The following is a 21,618-nucleotide window of genomic DNA, read 5'->3' on the forward strand; positions in this document are numbered from 1 at the left end:
AACTTGTGGAAAATTCACTGCACAGTGCAATAATAAATAACAGGAGGGCCATGAGATTATTCTTGTGGTATCTATCTGATCAGGATCTGGCCATACTGACCAATAAACTGGCATCAACTAAAAACATTTACAATGCAGATGACATATTTGGCAGTAATATTGAAATCGCTGAAGAGGCAATTAATCAGGCTGTGCGACTGATAAAAGATAATGAGGTTAAGAGGATCTACACAATAGATTTTAATGAGTTTAAATCACTCCAGATACCCGCATCTGAATTTTCTTGGGTAAAAAAATCACCTGATGCTTGCTACTTCACATGGCTGTTTATCAAAAGCCAGATACACGATTCATTCAAATTGCTTGAGTTGGACGTTTTTATAGTTGGTAGAATAAGGAACCAACGCTATCCCAATATACATGATTCCCTTTACAATAAACTGGAACTGGATGCTTACCCTGTCGATAATAAAGAGCGTCTATCAGTTATAGAGGATTTTTTTGACCGTGCACCTGCGACCCTTAAAGCCAGGCTCGATCTGATGCGCCAGATTCGTAACAAGTGGGAGGAAATTTATCCTTCGAGTATAAATTTCCCTCTTTCACCAAAAAGCAAGAAAAAATGCGACTGGGCATGGAAATACATTCAGAAAGATAGAAGTCGAATGAATACCCGGAGAAAAGACCGTGAGGGGCATTATACAGGAGAAACCAATCCGGCACCTTTTACTAACAGCAGTATGCTGTCCATGCTGAGGCCGTCAGGCTCCTTTGAAAAATACATGGCTGTTAAGTTTTATTTTTTGTTCATTTATTTGTTTTTAAAAGATGAACTATTTATGCAACGTTTTAAAAAGGCATGGCAGGTACATCAGTACAGAGCAACTTCTGATACCAGAGAAAGAAAAGCATCTTTGCGTGCCCGGATAAAGAATAAAACATCCGCGCCCAATCCCGTTTCTGAACCATTTACAGTCACAACACTTACCGAGCTTGCTACTATCAGTAACATGTCCTTCATACCGGAAATACAGTCCTATAGCCAATATGCTCCGGTCAATGAAATAACGGAAAAGGAAGAAAAGGACTGTCAAACTCATAATGCAACGGTACTGCACGCCTCTCCTACTGATAATTCCAGCGATGGCCAGGTTACGCATATTTCCATTGGGGAAGCTCTGAAACGTATGGGGAAATTACCTCGCAGTGATGAACACTCAGCACCGATGCCAGATAAAAATCCGGGCTCAACCTCAAAAAAAATCTGGACGAGGTTGCAAAAAGCGATGATGGAAGGTGACAAGGACGAAGACTGAGCATCCCCGCGTTCTGACGCATCCCATTTTTTTTCAGACCTGTATTACCACGGTGAGATCATTCCGGACAGATTCTGGAGTGTCTCACCGCATTGATCTGCAACACCGATCGATACTTCAAATAATGATAGTCACTACCTATCGATAGTGAATTATTGATCGTTATTTGCATAGATAATAACGATCAATTCCTGGTAACTGATCAGTAATAACGATTATCCCGCCCCGGACAAAATGCATACGATCGAATGGCCCTTTGTACTACAAAAGGCCATTTTTCGTTTGTAAAACAATAGTAAGGAATTTCTATGTTGAAGATCACATCTGTACTTCTTTTCGGTGCAACATTGTTTAGCTGTGTTGTGCACGCCATGGGCCAGGAGCAGCAATGGGGCAACTGGTTTGGCACTGTCAATGCGATGGAGTTTGAACTTAACGCCGACAATAGCGCCGGAGAACGTATGACGATCACCTGCCGGGACAGCAATTTGATAGTGAGCTACAGCGGGTCTGATAAGGAGCCAATGGATATACCAGATAATGGACAAGAATCCATGGGAATCAATATCAACGCTGTTCATTACCCGCTAGATGAGGCGGCTTTTATAGCGCTCAAAAACACAGGCAACCATGGGCAAATTGAAATCACCCGGATGAATAAACCCGTATCTCACCCGTTCAAAACCGCAGGGCTCAGGGACGCTCTGTCGGACCTCAACTGGGAAGACTGCATCAGCCATTAATCACCCCTTCCAGTAACTCATGCTCCCACATTGTTAATCATCAGTAAGGATATCTTTTATGGCGACATTCATTTCACGCCTGGTTTTAGTCTGCACCCTTTCGCTCCCGGCATTCAGCTCTGCTATCACTATTCAGGGGAACATTCATCCTGAGCGCTATACCTTCTTTCTGACAGAAAAAGGCGGCGAAATGCTGCGGGACATGAACAACGAGGCCGTGAACGTAAAACATAGCGGAAAGGCCAGTGCTTCGGTTGATGCGCAAAATAAGGCTGCGGCTGCAAACATATCGCCCCTGCTGTACCCGGGTGCACCGCTGGAGCAAAACTTTATCCGCTACGACGGTAAGCCAGTGAAAGCTCTGACCTGCCTTATTACCACCCGCACCATGCCGGGCCAAAATAAAGACTATGCATGGGAGGAAACTTACTGCCTGGATGAAACTGGTGCAGCCTACATTGGCACTAAAGGCTGGCCGTCTCGTACTATTTTCAGTAAGAGCTGTGCAGTGGGCGCTGCTGACTGCCCTGTTTACCTGAGCATGAACAACGACCCGCCAACCATGCGTAACGACGCTGTTCAATATGTTCCTTACAGCCGCGAGCGCGTAAGTGGGCAGACAGGACGTAGCCCTGAGCCAAAACTAACGACGACTGAAACCGTCGCTGAGCAGGACGGTTATGTAGTGAGTTTTGTTAAAGCCAGCAACTGTGCAGACAATAAACTGATTGTGAAAAATAAAAACTCAGGGAAAACTGCTGCAATTGCAGGATTAAATGGTTGCACTTTTGATCCGAAGAATAATGCAGTAATTATCTTCCCTCTAAATGAATACGTCGGCGTTTACAGTGGTCCCACAAACGCTTCTGAGGAAATAGCTTCCGTCGATCTCCCCTAATTATTTACCCGGTCCGGTATACGCTACCCGCGATACCGGACGTATTATGGACAGTCCTATGAAATACCCGAAATTCCCTGACGATATAGATACACAATCACTGGATCTGACCTGGCCCGTTGTTTTTAGCGTTGCAGGACTCACTCTGCTAAGGAGTAAGTCGGTCGTATGCCAAACATTGGGAGCCAGCCTGATGACCCTTAGCCTGATAAGGCTCATAAAAAAACTCGCCACTCTTGCCTGAAAAAGCCCCTATCTGGCAACACGGTTTGTGTGCAAGCTCCTGGATCACACGTACTATCGCCTTCCGACGTTCACCTGAAAGCTAATTCTCGACAAAAGCTGAAGCGCTCCTTTATCAAAGGGCTGGCTGCAATAGCAGAGGACAGAATTAATGATGATGCCTTTGTTTTATCGGTGTGCAGCAAAGCGTATGAACGCTTGCCTCTGATCATAAGGCGAGTCGTGAAGTACGAATGGTGTCTTCGATACTTCCAGTACAGTAAACCCTTTATTCTGCAGCGATTACAACATTACCAGATCGACAAGCTAACTCCGCCGACATTACCTGACAGTGAACTGTCGCCACAGCAAGACCAGCCACCAGCTTCTCCCTGAATAATTTATCTTCCATCCGAAGCCACTCCAGTGGAGTGGCTTTTTTATGCCCATTTTTAAAGGAATTAACTATGACACGTTTAGCCAGCCGCTTTGGTGCAGTCAACCTTGTACGTCGTGACCGCCCATTAACCCGCGACGAACTGGCCCATTATGTGCCAAGCGTCTTCAGCGAAGAAAAGCATGAATCCCGGAGCGAACGCTACACCTACATTCCCACTATTACTTTGCTGAATAACCTTCAACGTGAAGGGTTTCGTCCGTTCTTTGCCTGCCAGACCCGCGTCCGGGATGAAAGTAAACGAGAGCACACGAAACACATGCTTCGTCTGCGCCGGGAAGGACAAATTACCGGCAAACAGGTGCCAGAAATTATCCTGTTGAACAGCCATGATGGTTCCAGCTCTTACCAGATGCTGCCGGGGTTATTTCGTGCCGTATGCCAGAACGGGCTGGTATGCGGGGAGAGTTTCGGTGAGGTGCGGGTGCCGCACAAAGGCAACGTAGTCGAGAAAGTCATTGAAGGAGCCTACGAAGTACTGGGGATATTTGACCGCGTAGAAGAGAAACGCGATGCCATGCAGTCGCTTTTGTTGCCGCCACCCGCACAGCAGGCAATGGCGAAAGCAGCATTAACCTATCGCTTTGGTGAAGAGCATCAACCGGTGACGGAATCGCAGATACTTTCGCCACGTCGCTGGCAGGACGAGAGCAACGACCTGTGGACCACTTACCAGCGTATTCAGGAAAACCTGATTAAAGGTGGTCTTTCGGGGCGCACGATCAGCGGTAAGCGTGCTCATACCCGTTCGGTAAACGGTATCGACGGAGATGTGAAGCTCAATCGTGCTCTGTGGGTGATGGCCGAGAATATGTTGCATCTCGCGTCATGAAACTTTTTATCATTCTTCAGGCCCCGCTAAAAAACCAGCGGGGCCTTTTGTTTTAAGGAACCATTATGTCTGTATCCAATTTATCGCCGGTGTTTCCGGTAAACGAGCAGCGCGTAATGCGAAGGGCATTACGACTGGTTGAGAAATACCTGCGTCAACCGAGTGAGTCATTTACCTCCACCAGCCTCACAAAAACCTGGCTGCAACTGCAGATGGCGCACCTGGAGAGGGAAGTCTTCATCGTGATGTATCTCGATAATCAACACTGCCTGCTGGGACGAGAAACACTGTTTACCGGCACGCTCAGCCATACCGAAGTGCATCCCCGCGAAGTGGTTAAATCAGCCCTGAGACATAACGCTGCTGCGGTCATTCTGGCTCACAACCACCCGTCTGGTACGACAGAAATCAGCCAGCAGGATAAACATATTACTCAGAGGATTATGAAAGCGCTGGCACTGGTGGAAGTGCGCGTGCTGGATCATCTTGTAATCGGAAACGAGGTGGTGTCTTTTGCTGAACTTAGTTTGCTTTAAAGGAAGGTTTTCATGTCATTAATACCAGCCCATGAATGGGGGATAAAAAGCGATATTGTTCCACGGCTTGGAGTCAGATTAGTTCAGGAAGGCAACCGGCTGCACTATCTGGCTGACCGGGCTAGTATCACCGGTAAGTTCAGTGACGCCGAATGCCTGAAGTTGGATATCGTATTTCCGCATTTTATCCGTCAGATGGAATCGATGCTGACCACTGGTGAAATGAATTCTCGCCATGCCCACTGTGTCACTCTGTACCACAACGGTTTCACCTGCGAAGCCGATACCCTTGGTAGTTGCGGCTACGTATACATCGCCATTTATCCCACTCAACGCTAACAAATTTCACGAGAGCAAACATGAAAAATCTACCTGCTACAATTTCGCGGGCGGCGAAGCCCTGCCTGTCGCCCGTTGCAGTCTGGCAAATGTTACTTACTCGTCTGCTTGAACAGCACTATGGTCTGACACTGAACGACACGCCGTTCAGTGATGAAACTGTAATTAAGGAACATATTGATGCTGGGATTATCCTGGCCGATGCAGTCAACTTCCTGGTAGATAAGTACGAACTGGTTCGCATTGATCGCAGAGGATTTAGCTCACAGGGACAAGTACCATATTTGACCGTGACAGATATCCTTCATGCCAGAAGAGCATGTGGATTAATGAAAAGTTGCTCTTATCGGGAAGTAAGTAATATTGTTCTTAGTCATTCGCGGCAGTGAGGGGGTCTTCAAGAGCCGAGAAGATTTGCACGGTTTGTGAAGAAACTGGTGAGATTGGCGACTCAATGAAAACCTCATCGAGTCGCATGAAAAACAAGGTGGGGGCACAAAAGGGGGCATTTATAAAGATGAAACAAGAAAATATGTATATTTATCAATGGTTGGATGGGTTGTGTTATGTTCCTATTATCGCACCATTTCAAACACATCCCTGGTCTACCGAAATCAATTTATAACCCAAATAATGGGGCTTCTAGCCTTAATTTATCTTTGCTATCAACTGGACTCAACCTGAGTCAAGTCGCAGTTGGGCTATCAGGTATGGTTCGCCGAAGTTAGCTGGTTGAGCAAAGAGATCATTCCAGGCCGTGCTTAATTTTGCTGTCCACCTGAGGCTGTGGTTTGCTGAAAAGATACCCTTGCACCAGCTCGCAACCCAAAGCCTGAAGGCGCTCAAGCTGCTCTTCGGTCTCAACACCCTCGGCAATAACACCCATGTTAAGGCTTTTAGCCATCCCGGTAATAAGTTTTACAATATTAAGCGCATCGTCTTGCGTAGATATCGGATTGACAAAAGATTTATCGATTTTGATTTTATCAAAATTCAGTTCACTGAGTCGTGAGAGCGATGAGTATCCCGTGCCAAAATCATCGATGGAAATTCTTACGCCCAATGAGCGTAGCTTTTTGAGAATGGTAATAGGATTATTTCTGTCGCTGAAGAGTGATGACTCTGTGACCTCTAACTCAAGACGGTTAGCCGGTAGCCCGGTCTCTGTCAGAACGGACTGCACCGTACTAATAAATGATTTGCTGCCCAACTGGACAGGCGAGACGTTTACGGAGATCCTTGCCGGAACAGCCCAGGAGACCGCTTCCCTACAGGCCAGTTTGAGTACGGTTTTGCCTATCTCGTTGATCATGCCTGTTTTTTCAGCAGCGAAAATAAAGCTATCAGGAGAGAGCATTCCTTTTACAGGATGCATCCAGCGAATCAGCGCTTCATAGCCGTAAATTTCCTTGCTGATGGAATTCACAATAGGCTGGTAATAAACAATAAACTCATTGTTCTCTATCGCCTTGGCCATATCGTTTTCAAGCGTTCTGCTCTCCTGCAACTTCTGAAGCATTCGTTGGCGGAAAACTTTAATCTGCTGTGAGCCTGCCTTTTTGGCCTCATAGAGCGCCAGATCGGCGAACTTATAAAGATAATCAGCGCGTCGTTCATTATCTGATAAAACAATGCCCACGCAGGTGGCAATTTTTATGAGCTGATTATTAATTGTGTAGGGCTTGCTGATATTCTCGCTGATTTCTCTTGCGCGCGAAACGGCTTCGCTTTCGGTTAATCCGCTGGCTAAAAAAGCAAACTCGTCTCCGCCTAAACGGTAAAAGGTGTCTGAAATACTGCTCATGGCGGTCAGTCGTCTGGATACCTGGCGTAACAGTAAATCGCCAGCATCATGACCATAGGTGTCGTTGACCTCTTTGAAGCGGTCTAAATCAAATAACATCACCGTGACGGGGATATGATTTTCCTCGGCCTCAAGATTAAGTTTGCTGAGGTCATCCCAGAAGTAGAGACGGTTTTTCATGCCGGTGAGGGAATCATGGTAAACGTCATACTCCAGTTTTGAATTCTGAACCTGTAGGGTCTCTTTGGATAACTGGAGCTCTTCTGCCAGACTTTCAACCTGCCTGTGCGCTTTCAGAATATTTTTATTTTGATAAATTGTTAAAAAGCCCAGAATAATACTCAGGATGATCAGCAGTAAAGAGAGAGCGGAGTAAATATAATACAGGATCTGTATTTTATGGTTGGTACTGTTAATCGTGCTAATATCTTTCGTTAACGCGCTTGATGATAGCTGGCTGAGCGGAGCGTCCAGTAAATGCATGGTATGCAGGTATGTTTTTACGTCCGAATGGCTCATTTTTTCGAGGTTACCATCCAGATAGGTAAGTATTTGATCGAGCCTTAACGCGAGGTCACGATGCGCCTGAACGTTTTTAACGTAATGCCCTAAATCCCCCTCCTTAAACAGATCGTTCTGGCTTAGCATAATTTCCAGGCGCATGCGGACCTGGTCTATCGTAACGTCGTCGGAATCGGTTGCGTACAGACCAAGCCATGATTCAAAGCGATAATATTCGGATACCAGTTGGGCGACAGACCATGACTCCGTGTAATGAGTCAGTTTTTGGAGCTCCTGCTGTCGATCGTAAACCAGAAAAGCAATATATCCAGTCGTGATAAAAAGAGAAAAAATGATACCAACCAGTATCCTGTTCATTATGTTCTCCTGAACTGCTATTCAATCTTCATCTTGCTGACCTGCCATGCCGAGCGCGAGTAATATATTTGGTTATTTAATTCAGGAAGACTGTCATAAGGATATACGATGAATGCCGGACCTTTATCGCGGATGCGCATATATTCGCCATTAACCTTTAAAGCGAGTATGGCATTGTATTTTTTGAAGTCGCTGAGCGGGATGGCTGTCGCGTAATCATTAAGCGCAATAACATTGACCACGTTACCCTTGGCACCCACATAATCCATGAGTTTGCTCATCGGAACACCCTCAAACTTAGTGCGGCCATTGTACCAGGGGGATGATGTCTGGAAGCTCACCATACCGAGTTTTTCAAGGCTGGCGATATCAAACACGGCTTTTCCACTTTCATTCGTGTTCTCGATATTACCGTAAATGGTTAAAATGGGTTTACCAGCAGGTTTTGGCAACTCAGCAGCCAGGGTGACGCTTTGCACTAAAAAGCAGCACAGCAGTAGGATTAATCGCATTTCAGCCTCCACGTTTTATCATAAGTATAAGAATTATAATTTAGTTATCCTACTAGTTTATATATTTTCTCTCCCCCCATGTTTATCCATCATGGGCAAGATGTTAAAACGCCACCCGTCGGGTGGCGCAGGGGTATTTAACGATTATTCGGTTGGTCAGCAAAGCCGTTCTGCCGGGGTGAACTGACGCAGGCTTTAGCTTGTGCATCAATGTGGATCCCGGCTGATGGCCAGGCCAACACCTGCCGTTGCGCCTGTAACCAGAGCTTTATTACCGCTGAGTTGAAGATCCATAATTTTTACTTTCTGATGATGCGTGAGGGCGCTTTACTCATTGTTCTGCGGGGAATAAATTAGCGGAGTGAAAAACATTCGTTGTGAAAGCGTAGAACGAGCCAAAAATGTGATTGTCCAGGCGATGCCGGCGTCTTCATTGCCGTTGCTGAATATGGCTCATTTACTGCCGCAGCGTCGTCAGTCGGCAGCCACCCGAGCGATGATTAATCTTCTTACCGCAGATGCATGACAAGGAACCGTCCATCATGAAAAAAGATAGCTATGCCTTTTTAATTCCACTCATCGTTGGCGGGTTGGCGTTGATATTTGGCTTTGTTGTCTGGTCAATCAAGATTTACCGCGTGACATTTCTTTCGGTCCTGGGGGAGCAGTATCTTGCGGCTGGGACATTGCTGCTGCCGCTGGTGGCGATGGTGATATTCATCGCGAAGAGGGTATTTAAAGACAAAACCATCGTTGATGTTGTCAAAATGTATCTCGGCCTCATCATCTTCAGCCTGCCGGTTGCCATTTTCGTCATCTTTACCGCTGCCTGGCTACTGGGCGGAGAATACTCTGCCTGGAGCCAACCTTACCGGTATGAATCCGGAAGCCGAAATCGTTGTTCGGGGGCGGCAGTTTATGAGCCGGAACTCAAGAGAGAGATCCGCATCTGTTATCCGCAGGGATATTATTTTATCGATGGCACCCTGTACGTGGAAAAGCGGAGTAATTCGCTGGGTATGGTGGTGCTTTGGGCGATCGCGCGCTCCTGAACCTGGACACGAATAACCCCGTTAGCCCGCCTCCAGCATCCCAAAGCTGACAATCCGCGAGCGCCCCAGCTCTTTCGCCCGGTAGAGCGCAACGTCCGCCGCGCGCAGCAGGTTATCGCCCTGGGCGTGCTGCGGATAGCTGGCGATCCCGATCGACACATCCACCGGGCCAATCTCCGAAAGCCCGTAGCGTAGCGAAAGGGCATGCACACCGTTGTAGATCTCCGTTGCGGCGGCGTGCGCTGCTTCCTCATCCGCACCGGTAAGAAGCGCGAGAAACTCTTCGCCACCGTAGCGGAAGGCCAGTCCGGTATCGTGCACCGTCCGTTGAATAATGGATGCCACGCTTTTGATCACCAGGTCGCCGGCCTCATGACCAAAGCGGTCATTAATGCTCTTGAAGTGATCGATATCGATCATCAGGCAGCTTACCGGCTCCTCGTTACGCACGGCCTGCTTCATTTGAGTACGTAACGTATCTTCCAGATGGTGGCGATTACGCAGGCCCGTCAGGGGATCGAACAGGGCTTTTTCCAGCAGCGCATCGCGCAGCCGCTGGTTGGCCAGCGCCAGTCCCAGCGCCTCGGCCATCAGTTCCAGATAGGCGCGGGACGGCGCGGTTTCAGGCGTGATGTTCTGGAATGAGAGCAATCCAATCGCCTCGCCCTGAGCAATTAAGGGAACGCACAGCGATTGCTGTGCCTGTGATTCAGGCAGATGATAACAGCTGATATCCGGCTCGCCGTTCACCGGCGGATGGCTTTGGCCACGCCGGACGGCCCAGCATTCGTCAGGATGGAACGGTTTTTTATCCCCTTCGGGCGACAGCCATTCGGCCGCACAGCGCATCTGCCAGGGATCGCGTTCCAGAATATACAGACGCCCGGAAACGCCCGGCGCGATATTGGGCGCAAACAGCTCCGCCACGTTCATCACGTCGGCAAAGTTTTCACAGCCCTGCAACCGCTGGGTCATTCGCGCCAGCAGTTCGCGGATGGCCCAGTCAGCATCGCGCTCTTTTTCCAGCCGCTGCCTTGCCAGACCGTTCTCGCGGAAGATGCGGATGGCCTGCGCCATATCGCCAATTTCATCAACCTGGGTGAAGTTCGGCGTTTCGACGGCGTAATCCTGCGAAGCCAGACGATGCACCACGTCACTCAGACGCACCACCGGACGGAGTACGCGTCGCTTGAGGATAAAGCCCATCACAAACAAGAAGAGCAGGGCAGTCAGGCCGACCATCACCTCCGAGGCAGTTCGAAGCGTTTTGGACGTTTGGGTTGCGGCCTGCACGTCGGCAATAATGCGCTTGTCCAGCAGCATGCGAAAGCGTTCGATATTGTTGTGTGCCCGTTCGAGTTCCCGCTCATAGCTCTTACCAAAAAGCAGCGCAACGGCCTGCTGTTCCTCGCCCCGGGCGATGCCGTCAATGGCTGACTGCTGTTCATCCTGGAGTTCGTCTACAATTTTCAGTCCGTCGTACAGCAGCGCCAGCTCTTCACCCGATGCCCCGGTGTTTTTGAGCTGTCGCAGCGTGTGTTCAATATTTTTCAGCTCGGCTTCTTTCGCCTGATATTTCTCAAGCACCTCGGGCTCTTTTTGGATGACGTAAAGTCGCGCCAGATCGGAGAGCATCCAGGTGTCTGTCTCGATCTCCTCCGTCAGCTGATCGAAGACCTGGCGTTGTTTAACGGCTTCACGTTCGATGTTATCGGCATGAGAAGCCATCAGCATGACGATGCCGGAGGCAATGGTCAGGCACACCGTGACGCCATAAGCCCAGTTTGTGATCGTGGCGATTCGCACCTGTTGGTTTCCTCTGCGACAAAAATGAAAGAGCGTTCATTCAGATTATAGAAAACCGCTGATTTATGGCGAAAAAAAAGGCAGCCTGGGGCCGCCTTTCAGAACGTCTGCTTTAGAGATCCGGAGGGTTTCTTCCCTCTTCGATAAAGTCTGCGTCAAGCTCCTCGGCATTGCCTTCGTGATCGCGCCCGGAGAAAAGGTTCCAGCAGGCGATAAACAGGGCGGCAATCAGCGGCCCAATCACAAAGCCGTTAATCCCGTACAGCTCCATACCGCCCAGCGTGGTGATCAAAATCAGGTAGTCCGGCATTTTGGTGTCTTTGCCCACCAGCAGCGGACGCAACAGGTTGTCCACCAGCCCGACGATAATGACGAAGAAGCCCACAATGAACAGGCCCTGCCACAGCTGGTGGGTGGCGAACAGGAAGATGGCGGCAGGAACCCAGACGATGGCCGACCCGACGGCAGGCACCAGAGAGAGGAATGCCATCAGCGCGCCCCACAGTACGCTGCCGTCAATACCCACGATGGCAAAGGCGATACCGCCGAGCGTACCCTGAACCACCGCCACGACCGCCGTCCCTTTTACCGTGGCGCGCGACACGCCGACAAACTTAGCGAACAGGTGCTGTTTGGCGAAGTCAGACAGCGGCAGCGAGTCGAGGATCTGGCGCACCAGATACGGCCCGTCCTTCAGCAGGAAAAACAGCAGATAGAGCATAATGCCGAAGCTAATAGCAAAGCCGAACGTTCCTTTACCAATCAGGAACGCGCTGCCCGCCAGATACTGCCCGCCCTGTAGCGCGACATCGGAAAGTTTTTTCTGGATCTGCGCGGCGTTGGTGAGGTTGTGATCCGCCAGGAAGCCGCTGGCCCAGTCCGGCAGGCGGTTGAAGATACCGGCGATCACTTCCGGGAACTGCGTATTGTTCTGTTGCAGCTTGGTGTAAACCATGTTCAGTTCCACCGCGAGCGATGAAAGGATCACCATCAACGGAATAAACACAATCAGGCAGATAATGCCGAGAGTGAGGAGTGAAGCCAGCCCGTTGCGATCGCCCAGCGCGGTACGCAGTTTGTTTTTCACCGGGTTGAAAATGATGGTCAGGATCGCGGCCCACAGAATCGCCGAGAAATAGGGAGACAGCACGTCAAAGAAGGCCCAGGTAACAAGGGCCAGGATAAGAATAAAGAAACCTTTGGTCAGTCCGTTAAAGCGCATAGTAAGTCCTGGTGAAGAAGAAACTGTGTCGACTATAGAACTGATTTAGGGATTTACCAATAATTGCGCTGAAGTCGCGGCGGGTGGCTTTTTGTTAACAATCGCGGTATAACACCTCTTCTTTGGATGTTTAGATGTCCATACGTTTAGAAGGTAACATGCAAACACAACAAGAAAACGGGCAGCTTAAGCGCACCATGAAAACCCGCCACCTGATTATGCTCTCGCTGGGTGGCGTTATCGGCACAGGGTTATTCTTCAATACCGGATACATTATTTCGACAACCGGCGCGGCGGGCACGCTGCTGGCGTACCTGATCGGTGCGCTGGTGGTCTGGCTGGTGATGCAGTGTCTGGGCGAACTTTCAGTGGCGATGCCGGAAACCGGCGCGTTTCACGTCTATGCCGCCCGCTATCTCGGCCCGGCGACGGGGTATACCGTGGCGTGGCTCTACTGGCTCACCTGGACGGTGGCGCTGGGATCGAGCTTTACCGCAGCCGGTTTCTGCATGCAGTACTGGTTCCCGCAGGTTCCCGTCTGGACGTGGTGCGTGATCTTTTGCGCGGTGATTTTTGGCCTTAACGTGATTTCCACGCGCTTTTTTGCCGAAGGGGAATTCTGGTTCTCTCTGGTGAAAGTCATCACTATCGTCGCCTTTATTATTCTCGGTGGCGCGGCCATCTTTGGCTTTATCCCGATGGCGGACGGCTCTGCCGCGCCGGGGCTGAGCAACATTACCGCCGAAGGCTGGTTCCCGCACGGCGGTCTGCCGATCCTGATGACCATGGTGGCGGTCAACTTTGCCTTCTCCGGGACGGAACTTATCGGCATCGCGGCAGGGGAGACGGAAAATCCGCACAAGGTCATTCCGGTTGCTATTCGCACCACCATCGCGCGGCTCATCATCTTCTTTATCGGCACCGTGTTTGTGCTGGCGGCGCTGATCCCCATGCAGCAGGCTGGCGTGGAGAAAAGCCCGTTCGTGCTGGTTTTTGAAAAGGTCGGCATTCCCTATGCGGCCGATATCTTTAACTTCGTGATCCTGACGGCGATCCTCTCGGCGGCGAACTCGGGCCTGTACGCCTCTGGCCGTATGCTGTGGTCCCTGTCTAACGAGAAAACGCTGCCGCGCTGCTTTGCCCGCGTCAACAAAAACGGCGTGCCGCTGACGGCGCTCTCCGTGTCCATGCTGGGCGGCGTGCTGGCGCTGTTCTCCAGCGTGGTCGCGCCGGATACGGTGTTTGTGGCCCTGTCAGCCATTTCCGGTTTTGCGGTGGTGGCGGTGTGGATCAGCATCTGTGCGTCGCACTTTATGTTTCGTCGCCGTCACGTGCAGTCCGGCCAGCCGCTATCCGCGTTGCAGTATCGCGCGCCATGGTATCCGCTGGTGCCCGTGCTCGGCTTTATTCTGTGCCTGGTCGCCTGCGTTGGTCTGTGGTTTGACCCCAGCCAGCGTATTGCCCTTTATTGCGGGCTTCCGTTTGTCGCCCTGTGTTATGGTGCGTACTACCTGACCCGAACTCTGACTACGCAGGAGCCTGAACATGTCGCAGAATAATCCGCTTACCGCCCTCCTTGAAAAACAGCCGTTTGTGGTGCTGGATGGGGCGATGGCAACGGAGCTGGAAGCGCGCGGTTGTAACCTTGCCGACAGCCTCTGGTCGGCCAAAGTGCTGATGGAAAACCCTGAACTGATCCGCGATGTGCACCTCGACTACTACCGCGCGGGTGCACAGGTGGCGATCACCGCCAGCTATCAGGCGACACCCGCAGGCTTTGCCGCTCGCGGGCTGGACGAAGCGCAATCCCGGGCGCTGATCGGCAAAAGCGTAGAGCTGGCGCGTAAGGCGCGCGAGGCGTATCTGGCGGAGAACCCACAGGCGGGCACGTTGCTGGTGGCGGGTTCCGTAGGGCCGTACGGCGCGTATCTGGCCGATGGTTCCGAGTATCGCGGCGACTACGTGCGTAGCGCTGAAGCATTTACCGCCTTCCACCGCCCCCGCGTGGAGGCGCTGCTGGATGCGGGCGCGGATCTCCTGGCCTGTGAAACGCTGCCTTCGTTCCCGGAAATCAGGGCGCTGGCCGCGTTGCTGACGGCGTATCCGCGCGCACGGGCATGGTTCTCATTCACCCTGCGTGACAGCGAGCACCTGAGCGACGGAACGCCGCTGCGGGATGTCGTTTCTGCGCTGGAAAGCTACCCGCAGGTTGTCGCGCTGGGGATTAACTGTATCGCGCTGGAAAACACCACGGCGGCGCTGACGCATCTGCACAGCCTGACGTCGCTGCCGCTGGTCGTCTATCCGAACTCCGGGGAGCATTACGATGCGGTGAGTAAAACGTGGCATCACCACGGTGAAGCCTGCGAAACGCTGGCGGGGTATTTACCGCAGTGGCTGGCGGCGGGCGCGAAATTAATCGGCGGATGCTGCCGGACCACGCCGAAAGATATTGCTGCGCTGACGGTTCAGCGCTGAGGTCTTTGCCGGGTGGCGGCTGCGCCTTACCCGGCCTACAAATTGCACGAACCGTAGGCCGGGTAAGCGCAGCGCCACCCGGCACAAACCAACCGCACAAAATTCACTATCCTTTCCCGCTTTTTTTCTAAAAACGAATCGTCATTAGCGATGCTTTTTTATTCCTTTATCAAAATTCTTGCGCCGGAAATACTGCCCTTATAACAACAAGGGGAGCAGAGAGTATGGCTATTTCATCGCGGATCACATTACTCGGCGCGCTGGCGCTGTGGGCATTTCAGGCGCAGGCGGTGGACGTCACCGTGGCGTATCAGACTTCCGCGGAACCGGCGAAAGTCGCGCAGGCGGATAACACCTTCGCCAAAGAGAGCGGGGCAAAAGTCGACTGGCGCAAGTTCGACAGCGGCGCGGCGATTGTGCGGGCGTTAGCCTCGGGCGACGTGCAGATTGGCAACCTGGGCTCCAGCCCGCTGGCCGTTGCCGCCAGCCAGCAGGTACCGATTGAAGTCTTCCTGCTGGCGTCGCAGCTCGGAAATTCAGAAGCGCTGGTGGTGAAGAAAACCATCACGAAACCCGAAGAGTTGATTGGTAAACGCATCGCGGTGCCGTTTATCTCCACCACGCATTACAGCCTGCTGGCCGCGCTGAAACACTGGGGCATCAAGCCGGGGCAGGTGCAGATCATTAACCTGCAACCACCGGCGATTATCGCAGCCTGGCAGCGTGGCGACATTGACGGAGCATACGTCTGGGCGCCCGCCGTCAACGAGCTGGAAAAAGACGGCACCGTGCTGACCGACTCCGAAAAAGTGGGGCAATGGGGTGCGCCAACCCTTGATGTCTGGGTAGTGCGTAAGGACTTTGCCGAAAAACACCCTGAAGTGGTGAAAGCCTTCGCCAGAAGCGCCATCGACGCCCAGCAGCCGTATATCAATAACCCCGATGAATGGCTTAAACAGCCCGCCAACCTGGAGAAACTCTCACGACTGAGCGGCGTGCCGGAAGCAGACGTGCCGGGGCTGGTGAAGGGCAACACCTATCTGACGCCGGCTCAGCAGGCCCAGCAGCTGAACGGGCCGGTGAACAAAGCGATTGTCGACACCGCAACGTTCCTGAAAGAGCAGGGCAAAGTGCCTGCGGTGGCGGCGGATTACAGCCAGTTCGTGACCGATCGCTTTGTGAAGTAAGGAGGCTGCGATGCTGAACATTACCAACCTGTCTGCCGATTACGGCGGCAAACCCGCCCTGGAAGAGATCAACCTGACGCTGGACAGCGGTGAACTGCTGGTCGTGCTGGGGCCGTCCGGCTGCGGGAAAACCACGCTGCTGAACCTGATCGCCGGGTTTGTACCGTATCAGCACGGCACGATCCACCTGGAAGGGAAACGGGTCACGGGGCCGGGCGCAGAGCGCGGCGTGGTCTTTCAGAACGAAGGGCTACTGCCGTGGCGAAACGTACAGGAAAACGTTGCGTTCGGTCTGCAACTGGCTGGCGTGGCGCGTGAACAGCGCCTGAGTACGGCGCGCGACATGCTAAAAAAAGTCGGGCTGGAGGGGGCTGAAAAACGTTTTATCTGGCAGCTTTCGGGCGGGCAGCGTCAGCGCGTTGGGATCGCCCGTGCGCTGGCGGCCAATCCACAGCTGCTGCTGCTGGACGAACCTTTCGGGGCGCTTGACGCCTTCACCCGAGAGCAGATGCAAACCCTGCTGCTGCGCCTGTGGCATGAAACCGGCAAGCAGGTGCTGTTAATTACCCACGATATCGAAGAGGCCGTGTTTATGGCGACGGAGCTGGTGCTGCTCTCTCCGGGGCCGGGACGCGTGCTGGAGCGCCTGCCGCTTGAATTTGCCCGACGCTATGTTGCGGGAGAACCGGTGCGCAGCATTAAATCCGACCCGCTGTTTATCGAAAAACGGGAATACATCCTGAGCCGCGTGTTTGAGCAGCGGGAGGCCTTCTCATGAGCATTGTCTTCAGTGAAAAACCGCGGCGGGCGCGCCTCGCCTTACGCTGGCCGTTCTCTCGCCGGATCGCCTTAAGCGTCGGCACGCTGGCGGTGTTGCTGGCGGTATGGTGGGCGGTTGCCGCTCAGCAGTGGATCAGTCCGCTGTTTCTGCCCCCGCCAGGCCAGGTTCTGGAAAAACTGATGACCATCGCCGGGCCGCAGGGCTTTATGGATGCCACCCTCTGGCAGCATTTAGGCGCCAGCCTGGCGCGTATTCTGGTGGCGCTGCTGGCGGCGGTGATGATTGGCGTTCCGGTGGGGATCGCGATGGGGCTGAGCCCGACGGTGCGCGGCATTCTCGATCCGCTGATAGAGCTTTACCGGCCCGTTCCGCCGCTGGCTTATCTGCCCCTGATGGTGATCTGGTTTGGCATCGGCGAGACGTCAAAGATCTTACTGATCTACCTGGCGATTTTTGCGCCGGTCGCGATGTCGGCCCTGGCTGGCGTAAAAAGTGCGCAACAGGTACGCATACGCGCGGCGCAGTCGCTCGGTGCCAGCCGCGCGCAGGTGCTGCTGTTCGTCATTTTACCGGGCGCGCTGCCGGAGATATTGACCGGGCTGCGCATTGGCCTTGGGGTGGGCTGGTCTACGCTGGTGGCGGCAGAGCTGATTGCCGCCACGCGCGGGCTTGGATTTATGGTGCAGTCGGCGGGAGAGTTCCTGGCGACTGACGTGGTACTGGCAGGGATCGCGGTGATCGCCGCGATCGCCTTTGGATTAGAACTGGGACTGCGCGCGCTACAGCGTCGCCTGACGCCCTGGCATGGAGAAATACAATGAGTGAACGTCTGACGATTACCCCGCTGGGGCCGTACATTGGCGCGCAGGTGTCGGGCCTGGACGTAACCCGTCCGCTGAGCGATAACCAGTTTGAGCAGCTGTATCACGCGGTGCTGCGCCATCAGGTGGTGTTCCTGCGCGATCAGGCCATTACCCCGCAGCAGCAGCGCGCGCTGGCCCTGCGCTTTGGCGACCTGCATATCCACCCGGTCTACCCGCATGCGGAAGGGGTGGAAGAAATTATCGTGCTGGACACCCATAACGATAATCCGCCCGATAATGACAACTGGCACACGGACGTCACCTTTATCGACACACCGCCAGCCGGGGCCATTCTGGCAGCAAAATTACTGCCAGAGACCGGCGGCGATACGCTGTGGGCGAGCGGCATTGCGGCGTTTGAGGCGCTCTCCGCGCCGTTCCAGACCCTGCTAAGTGGCCTGCGGGCAGAGCATGATTTTAAAAAATCGTTCCAGGAGTATAAGTACCGTAAGACGGAAGAGGAGCATCAGCGCTGGCTGGATGCGGTCGCAAAACATCCGCCGCTGCTGCACCCGGTAGTGCGTACCCATCCGGTGACGGGTAAGCAGGCGCTGTTTGTGAACGAAGGGTTCACCACGCGCATTGTGGACGTAACGGAAAAAGAGAGCGAGGCGCTGCTCAGCTTCCTGTTTGCGCATATCACGAAACCGGAATTTCAGGTGCGCTGGCGCTGGCAGGAGAACGATCTGGCGATCTGGGATAACCGCGTTACGCAGCATTACGCCAATGCCGATTACCTGCCGCAGCGAAGGATTATGCAGCGGGCGACGATACTGGGGGATAAGCCGTTTTACCGTCCATAACCCGTCGTTACCGCAGTTCATGCAGGCCGGGTAAGGCGTAGCCGCCACCCGGCAATGGGCTACAGATGGGCCTCAATGTACCGCTGATAGCGGTTCGCCTTCAGATAGCACAAATCCACCAGCACCAGCCCGTCAACGCAGTTATTGAACGCCGGATCGCTGCCGAAATCGATAAACTGCACGCCGCCTGGCTCGCATAGCTCGGAATACTGTTTATAGAGCGGCGGAATGCCGCATCCCAGATTGCCCAGCAGGGATTTCAGCTTTGTCAGGTCGTCCACGTAATCCACTCCGCCAAACTGTGCCAGCACGTCCGGAAGTGAGGCCGGGTAGGGTTGACGCGAAGCGGCTAAGGGATGGCTGGCCGGAAACCAGAGGCGATAAAACGCCACCAGCAGATCCCGTGCGGCAGGCGGTAAGCCGCCGGAGATAGACACCGGGCCAAACAGGTAGCGGTAGTGCGGATAGCGCGCCAGATAGGCGCCAATGCCTGACCACAGATAGTCCAGACCGCGACGTCCCCAGTAGCGCGGCTGTATAAAGCTGCGCCCCAGCTCAATGCCGTGCTCCAGTATGTCCTGCATTTTTTCGTCGTAGTGGAACAGGCTGTAGCTGTACAACCCGTCAACGCCGCGCTTTTCAACCTGCATCGCCGTCGGCATAAAGCGATACGCGCCGACAATCTCCAGATCGTCATCATCCCAGAGGATCAGGTGCAGATAGTCATCATCGTAGCTGTCCATATCCCGGCGCTTGCCGCTGCCTTCTTCCACGGCACGAAAGGCAATCTCGCGCAGCCGTCCCAGCTCGCGCAGAAGAGGTGCCTCCTCCTGCCCGTTGCGCTGCCACAGGTAGATGGTTTTACCATCGCTGGTTTTGCCCAGACACTCGGCCTGCGCCAGTTCGCGCTTCAGCGTGGCCCGATCTTCCGGGCGGGCAATGGCGCACTGGGTTTTAAAGACGCCAGGCAATCCCTTGCCAAGTCGTATCACGTGCTGACGGCAATGCTCGGCCATTTCACGCGATGAAAGGGTAGCGCTAAACCTGTCATTCCAGGCAATCTGCTGGCCGATTTTGATCGGCAGCTGGCTGTGACGACGGCGAAACATCTGTTGCATCAGCAGCAGCATGGATACCGTGGGCGATACCAGCGTGCTGGCATAAAACAGCAGGCTGTTGTGCGCCTGAATATGTACCGGGAGTAACGGCACCCGCAGTTTGCTGGCCAGCTTGATAAAGCCCGGATGCCATTTTTTATCGCGGATGCCTTTGCGCGTTGGGCGGGAGACTTCGCCCGCCGGGAAGAAGATCAGCACGCCGGCGTTTTGCAGGTGCTGCTCCATCTGTATCAGCGAGGCTTTTGCGGTTTTTCCGCCCATATTATCCACGGGGATAAACAACGAACTGAGGGGCTCAAGGTGGGACAGCATCCGGTTGGTGACAACCTTAACGTCGCGGCGCACGCGCGAAACGGCGTACAGCAGTGCCAGCCCATCCAGGGTGCCGGTCGGGTGGTTAGCTATCACAATGAGTGGGCCGTGTTCGGGGATTTGTTCGAGATCGCGGGCGGAAACGGTGCAGAGAATATCAAGGTGTTCCAGAACCTGCTCCACCATATCCAGCCCTTTCAGGTGAAGGTGGCGGGCGGCAAACTGCTGAAATTCGTCTTCGTGGAGCAGTCTTTTTAACAGACTTTTTTGCCAGGGTGCGGGCCTCGCCTGAGGCCAAAGGTCATCAAGAACGCTGTCGAGACTAAACATTGATCACTCCTCCTGCCGTCTTGCCCAGACAGTAGAAGGAGGAGATGTCGGTTGTATTGCAGTTTGGTGAAGATTAGCGGAGGATTTTTTTCTCGGCCAGATCCAGCGCGAAGTAGCTGAAGATCAGATCCGCGCCCGCGCGCTTGATCGCCCCCAGGCTTTCGAGGATCACTTTCTCTTCGTCGATGGCACCCGCCTGCGCGGCGAATTTGATCATCGCGTACTCGCCGCTCACCTGGTAAGCGCCCAGCGGCAGTTCAGTGCGTTCGCGAATGTCGCGCAGGATATCCAGATACGCGCCGGCCGGTTTCACCATCAGACAGTCTGCGCCCTGAGCCTCATCCAGCAGAGACTCACGAATCGCTTCGCGGCGGTTCAGCGGGTTCATCTGATAGGTTTTACGATCGCCCTTCAGCGCCGTGCCCGCCGCTTCACGGAACGGGCCGTAGAACGAAGAAGCGAATTTGGTGGAGTAGGACATGATGGCGGTGTCGGTAAAGCCTGCCGCATCCAGCGCCTGACGAATAGCCTGAACCTGTCCGTCCATTGCCGCCGACGGCGCAATGAAATCCGCACCCGCAGCGGCGGCAACCACCGCCTGCTTGCCGAGGTTCAGCAGGGTCGCATCGTTGTCCACGCCGTGATCGCACAGCACACCGCAGTGGCCATGAGAGGTGTATTCGCAGAAGCAGGTATCGGACATGACGATCATCTCCGGCACGCTCTCTTTGCAGATACGCGACATGCGGGCCACGAGGCCATCTTCCTTCCAGGCATCGCTGCCGGTGGCGTCGGTGTGGTGGGAGATACCGAAGGTCATCACCGAGCGGATCCCCGCGTTGGCAATGCGTTCAATCTCGCGGGCCAGATGCTTCTCAGGAATGCGCATCACGCCCGGCATCGCGTCGATGGCTTTGTAGTCATCGATCTCTTCTTCAACAAAAATCGGCAACACCAGATCGTTTAAGCTCAGTGTTGTCTCTTCAAACATGGCGCGCAGTGCGGGTGACTTGCGCAGGCGACGGGGACGTGCAATTAAATCGGTCATGGTATGCCTGATGTTTGTGGAACAAAGAGGTATAGTGTACCTGAAAGCGGGAAGCGGTGTTTTACTAAAGTTGTCTTTTA

At 53.3% G+C, this 21,618-nt stretch carries 21 protein-coding genes; 15 read left to right on the top strand and 6 right to left on the bottom strand.

Features of this window, described 5'->3' with window-relative positions; translation table 11 throughout:
• Positions 1-50: 50 nt before the first annotated feature.
• From DBR02_RS15380 to DBR02_RS15415, 7 genes are all read left to right on the top strand, one after another.
• Complete coding sequence (locus DBR02_RS15380; protein ID WP_023303143.1) at positions 51-1,316, top strand: hypothetical protein; 1,266 nt, start codon at positions 51-53, stop codon at positions 1,314-1,316.
• 308 nt (positions 1,317-1,624) lie between these two features.
• Complete coding sequence (locus DBR02_RS15385) at positions 1,625-2,059, top strand: hypothetical protein (protein ID WP_023303144.1); 435 nt, start codon at positions 1,625-1,627, stop codon at positions 2,057-2,059.
• Positions 2,060-2,117: 58 nt separating this feature from the next.
• Complete coding sequence (locus DBR02_RS15390; RefSeq protein ID WP_023303145.1) at positions 2,118-2,957, top strand: hypothetical protein; 840 nt, start codon at positions 2,118-2,120, stop codon at positions 2,955-2,957.
• 689 nt (positions 2,958-3,646) lie between these two features.
• Positions 3,647-4,468: a DUF932 domain-containing protein gene (locus tag DBR02_RS15400; RefSeq protein ID WP_023303146.1), complete on the top strand. Its 822-nt coding sequence runs from the start codon at positions 3,647-3,649 to the stop codon at positions 4,466-4,468.
• A 65-nt stretch (positions 4,469-4,533) separates the two neighbouring features.
• The gene (gene radC / locus DBR02_RS15405; protein WP_023303147.1) at positions 4,534-5,004 is read left to right on the top strand and encodes a RadC family protein; all 471 of its coding nucleotides are present in this window, start codon (positions 4,534-4,536) and stop codon (positions 5,002-5,004) included.
• 12 nt (positions 5,005-5,016) lie between these two features.
• Positions 5,017-5,343, top strand: a complete 327-nt coding sequence (locus tag DBR02_RS15410) for a type IV toxin-antitoxin system YeeU family antitoxin (protein WP_023303148.1) — start codon at positions 5,017-5,019, stop codon at positions 5,341-5,343.
• Between the two features lie 20 nt (positions 5,344-5,363).
• Positions 5,364-5,732, top strand: a complete 369-nt coding sequence (locus tag DBR02_RS15415) for a TA system toxin CbtA family protein (RefSeq protein WP_023303149.1) — start codon at positions 5,364-5,366, stop codon at positions 5,730-5,732.
• A 356-nt stretch (positions 5,733-6,088) separates the two neighbouring features.
• Here DBR02_RS15415 and DBR02_RS15420 read toward each other — a convergent pair whose 3' ends face one another.
• Both DBR02_RS15420 and DBR02_RS15425 read right to left on the bottom strand, forming a co-directional pair.
• Complete coding sequence (locus DBR02_RS15420) at positions 6,089-8,026, bottom strand: putative bifunctional diguanylate cyclase/phosphodiesterase (protein WP_107534771.1); 1,938 nt, start codon at positions 8,024-8,026, stop codon at positions 6,089-6,091.
• 17 nt (positions 8,027-8,043) lie between these two features.
• On the bottom strand, positions 8,044-8,538 hold the full coding sequence (locus tag DBR02_RS15425) for a molybdopterin-dependent oxidoreductase (RefSeq protein WP_063869143.1): 495 nt from the start codon (positions 8,536-8,538) through the stop codon (positions 8,044-8,046).
• A gap of 361 nt (positions 8,539-8,899) precedes the next feature.
• Here DBR02_RS15425 and DBR02_RS26605 point away from each other — a divergent pair, with 361 nt between their 5' ends.
• Positions 8,900-9,064, top strand: a complete 165-nt coding sequence (locus DBR02_RS26605; RefSeq protein WP_157959557.1) for a hypothetical protein — start codon at positions 8,900-8,902, stop codon at positions 9,062-9,064.
• A gap of 16 nt (positions 9,065-9,080) precedes the next feature.
• Positions 9,081-9,590 (top strand): hypothetical protein, encoded by a 510-nt coding sequence (locus tag DBR02_RS15430; protein ID WP_107534772.1) that lies wholly within the window; start codon positions 9,081-9,083, stop codon positions 9,588-9,590.
• A 21-nt stretch (positions 9,591-9,611) separates the two neighbouring features.
• Here the strand turns inward: DBR02_RS15430 and DBR02_RS15435 are convergent, their stop codons facing one another.
• Together DBR02_RS15435 and DBR02_RS15440 are read right to left on the bottom strand one after the other, a co-directional pair.
• Positions 9,612-11,396: a diguanylate cyclase gene (locus DBR02_RS15435; protein WP_107534773.1), complete on the bottom strand. Its 1,785-nt coding sequence runs from the start codon at positions 11,394-11,396 to the stop codon at positions 9,612-9,614.
• Positions 11,397-11,508: 112 nt separating this feature from the next.
• On the bottom strand, positions 11,509-12,618 hold the full coding sequence (locus DBR02_RS15440; RefSeq protein ID WP_063451743.1) for an AI-2E family transporter: 1,110 nt from the start codon (positions 12,616-12,618) through the stop codon (positions 11,509-11,511).
• A gap of 158 nt (positions 12,619-12,776) precedes the next feature.
• Here DBR02_RS15440 and mmuP point away from each other — a divergent pair, with 158 nt between their 5' ends.
• The 6 genes from mmuP (at position 12,777) to tauD (ending at position 18,730) form a co-directional block, all read left to right on the top strand.
• Positions 12,777-14,177, top strand: a complete 1,401-nt coding sequence (gene mmuP, locus DBR02_RS15445) for an S-methylmethionine permease (protein ID WP_063869138.1) — start codon at positions 12,777-12,779, stop codon at positions 14,175-14,177.
• Entirely contained in the window at positions 14,164-15,096 is a 933-nt protein-coding gene (gene mmuM, locus DBR02_RS15450) for a homocysteine S-methyltransferase (protein ID WP_107534774.1), read from the top strand. The genes mmuP and mmuM overlap by 14 nt, the downstream gene beginning before the upstream one ends.
• Before the next feature lie 224 nt (positions 15,097-15,320).
• Positions 15,321-16,283, top strand: coding sequence for a taurine ABC transporter substrate-binding protein (gene tauA, locus DBR02_RS15455; protein ID WP_107534775.1), 963 nt, complete (start codon positions 15,321-15,323; stop codon positions 16,281-16,283).
• Between the two features lie 10 nt (positions 16,284-16,293).
• Positions 16,294-17,061: a taurine ABC transporter ATP-binding subunit gene (tauB, locus tag DBR02_RS15460; RefSeq protein ID WP_063451739.1), complete on the top strand. Its 768-nt coding sequence runs from the start codon at positions 16,294-16,296 to the stop codon at positions 17,059-17,061.
• Entirely contained in the window at positions 17,058-17,885 is an 828-nt protein-coding gene (gene tauC / locus DBR02_RS15465) for a taurine ABC transporter permease TauC (RefSeq protein ID WP_107534776.1), read from the top strand. Before tauB ends, tauC begins: the two co-directional genes overlap by 4 nt.
• Positions 17,882-18,730, top strand: coding sequence for a taurine dioxygenase (tauD, locus tag DBR02_RS15470; protein ID WP_102749794.1), 849 nt, complete (start codon positions 17,882-17,884; stop codon positions 18,728-18,730). The genes tauC and tauD overlap by 4 nt, the downstream gene beginning before the upstream one ends.
• A 59-nt stretch (positions 18,731-18,789) precedes the next feature.
• Here tauD and DBR02_RS15475 read toward each other — a convergent pair whose 3' ends face one another.
• On the bottom strand, positions 18,790-20,490 hold the full coding sequence (locus DBR02_RS15475) for a lysophospholipid acyltransferase family protein (RefSeq protein ID WP_107534777.1): 1,701 nt from the start codon (positions 20,488-20,490) through the stop codon (positions 18,790-18,792).
• A gap of 73 nt (positions 20,491-20,563) precedes the next feature.
• Complete coding sequence (gene hemB, locus DBR02_RS15480; protein WP_063869123.1) at positions 20,564-21,538, bottom strand: porphobilinogen synthase; 975 nt, start codon at positions 21,536-21,538, stop codon at positions 20,564-20,566.
• Between the last annotated feature and the right edge of the window lie 80 nt (positions 21,539-21,618).

The organism is Enterobacter cloacae complex sp., assembly GCF_900322725.1.
GTDB classification, from domain to species: domain Bacteria; phylum Pseudomonadota; class Gammaproteobacteria; order Enterobacterales; family Enterobacteriaceae; genus Enterobacter; species Enterobacter quasihormaechei.